The 2,850-nt window shown below is 30.2% G+C and carries 2 protein-coding genes and 1 pseudogene; all 3 read right to left on the bottom strand.

Translation table 11 applies throughout. The annotated features are described in order from the left end of the window. Positions 1-2 precede the first annotated feature (2 nt). Positions 3-1,079, bottom strand: coding sequence for a peptide chain release factor 1 (gene prfA, locus ACVC2P_RS18480; RefSeq protein WP_452599927.1), 1,077 nt, complete (start codon positions 1,077-1,079; stop codon positions 3-5). Positions 1,080-1,474: 395 nt separating this feature from the next. Beyond that, positions 1,475-2,173: a hypothetical protein gene (locus ACVC2P_RS18485; protein ID WP_452599928.1), complete on the bottom strand. Its 699-nt coding sequence runs from the start codon at positions 2,171-2,173 to the stop codon at positions 1,475-1,477. Positions 2,174-2,306: 133 nt separating this feature from the next. Next, positions 2,307-2,850 (bottom strand): annotated as a pseudogene (locus ACVC2P_RS18490) (DUF3078 domain-containing protein); the annotation flags it as partial.

A 2,850-nucleotide genomic window follows, 5' to 3' on the forward strand; every position in this document is an offset into this window, starting at 1 on the left:
TTTTATATTACATCGTCATTAGCCTTCAGTTTTTCGGTGTTTTCAGCTAACATTAACTCGTCTATAATTTTCTGAATGTCTCCATTAATAATATTAGACAAATCGTAAAGTGTTAATCCTATTCTGTGATCTGTTACACGTCCTTGTGGATAATTGTACGTTCTAATTTTTGCACTTCGGTCTCCTGATGTTACCATAGATCCTCTTTTTGCAGCGTCTTCAGCATTTTTCTTTTCTAGCTCCATATCATAAAGTCTTGACCTCAAAACTTTAAAAGCTTTCTCCTTATTTTTATGCTGCGATTTTTGGTCTTGACATTGCGCAACTAACCCTGTTGGTATGTGCGTTAAACGTACTGCGGAATAGGTTGTATTTACAGACTGCCCTCCTGGTCCTGAGGAACAGAAAAAATCTACTCTTACTTCTTTTGGATCAATCTCTACATCAAATTCTTCTGCTTCTGGAAATACCATTACTGTTGCGGCACTCGTGTGCACACGTCCTTGTGTTTCGGTCTGCGGTACACGTTGTACACGGTGTACTCCTGCTTCGAATTTAAGCGTTCCATATACATCTTCTCCACTGACTTCAAATTGTATTTCTTTAAATCCTCCATTAGTTCCTTCACTATAATCTACGGTACTTACTTTCCACCCTCTACCTTCACAGTACTTAGTATACATTCTAAATAAGTCGCCTGCAAATATACTTGCTTCGTCTCCTCCTGTTCCTGCACGTAATTCTACTACTGCATTTTTAGCGTCTTCTGGATCTTTAGGAATTAGTAATACTCTTATTTCTTCTTCTAATCTTGGAATGCCTTCTTTGGCTTCTTCTAGTTGCATTTTTGCCATGTCTACCATTTCGGCATCACTTCCATCAGCAATTATTTCTTCGGCTTCTGCAATATTATTAGTGAATTCTATATAATCTTTACGCTTATCCATAAGAATACGTAAATCTTTATATTCTCTATTTAGTTCTACATAGCGCTTTTGATCTGTAATAATATCTGGTTGAATTATTAAATCGCTTACCTCATCAAAACGTTGTTTAACTATTTGTAATTTTTCTAACATCTATATATAAAATTGTAAAAACAAAAGTACGATAATTTCTCAAACTGTATGCATTTATAACTTGTTATGCTAACATGAAAAATATTCTATATTATTTTTCGTTATAAACTATATGCTTAACCAGTTTCGCGCTATATTATATTATTATAGACCTTTAGCTTTATGGTCTTTTTTGGTTACTATTATATTAACTATAGTGGGTCCAGAACTTATTCTTGCTTTATTAACAAAGTTATTTTTAATGGTTTTATTCTGGTTTTTAATTAACGACACCAGAGTGCGTAAAAAGTTGAAATTTTATAAAATGGTAGGTGTTTCTAATTTTAAATTAATTACTGTTTTATATATTTTAGATTGCTTTATAACTTGTTCGTTTTTACTTTTAATTAAAGGGTTTATTTAATTTGTCCTCCTCTATATTCTTTTTTAAACGGCAATATACAATACAATAACATTGTAGATAATGCTAAAACATGAAACGATCTATTAAGGTAAAAAAATATTTTTACTCCTCCGTAATATGCAATAGCATTAAATATCATGCTTAAAATAAGCATAAAAACGAACAGAATATAGTATACTGATTGGATGGAATTGTATTTATAATTATAAATACTTGCAAAAAGCCCCATAGTTACTACACTTATTCCAAATACAACCATAACTATATTTTGCAGTATATTTTTATGCGCTATATTAATTAAGTTTAATATTTCGAAATACAAGTATAGGTTTATAATGACTAAAAAAAGTAGTACTAGTATAACATACTTATTTAAACTTAAGAAATTTATTTTGGGATAAACATAAATGGAAATGCTTATATAGGCCAACCCAATCATGAGTAATGTAAGCTTGTCAAAGAAAAATTCTTCATAAAAAAGCATAAATCCATCTGCCATTACAAAACATATGTATGCTACTAAAAAGTTTCTTTTTTTATAGCCTTTAAATAATAGGAATACAATAAAGAGGACAAGAGTACTTATTAATTTAATTACTCTTGTATACTCTAAGTTAAAAGAATAAATACCTACGCAGTTATAAATAACTAATACTAATGCGAGTATAGGAATTATTTTTTTTAAATTCATTAGGCAGCTTCAGAATACAACATACAAAAAGTAAGAATATTCTCTAATCTAGCAATTATTTTTAATAATTACTAATCTAATACTACTTAACGAATAGATAAGAACAAAAAAAGTAGTAAACTACTTTTTTATTTTAAAAGTCTAAAGTAACGCCAATCCCAATTTGTTGTTTCCATTGCACCTTAGCACCTTCTTCTGCTAATTCTTCACCATTGTCAATTTCAACTTGAGTTTTGGTATCGTTATCATATTTTAAATGAGATCCTAAAGTTGCTTTTACATAGGCATTAACTTTAAAATCTAGGTTAATTTCCCAATTAACATCTACATTTCCAAAGCTATTAAAGTAATCTGTATAAAGGCTTAATGCATTTTTTAAGGCTATGTTTTCAAAAATAACAGTCTCGTAGGCATTCGTTATTAATATTCCTACTTCTGTTCTAACTTTTTCTCCCTCTTTTATAATATCTCCGTTATCATTTACAACAGCAGATTCTACACCAAAAGCTCCTGCATTTGCCAAGTCATCATCTAACACAAAGGTTCCTTTTACGGTTAATGGCGAAAAGTAAAAAGAAAACGTTTCTATATCTCTACCGTATTCCATTCCTGTACCAAAAAACAAATAGCCTGGCGCCATAAATTTAGAAATAGGTTTAGATTGATTAGGATAACTA

This window comes from Pontimicrobium sp. MEBiC01747 (assembly GCF_053601635.1).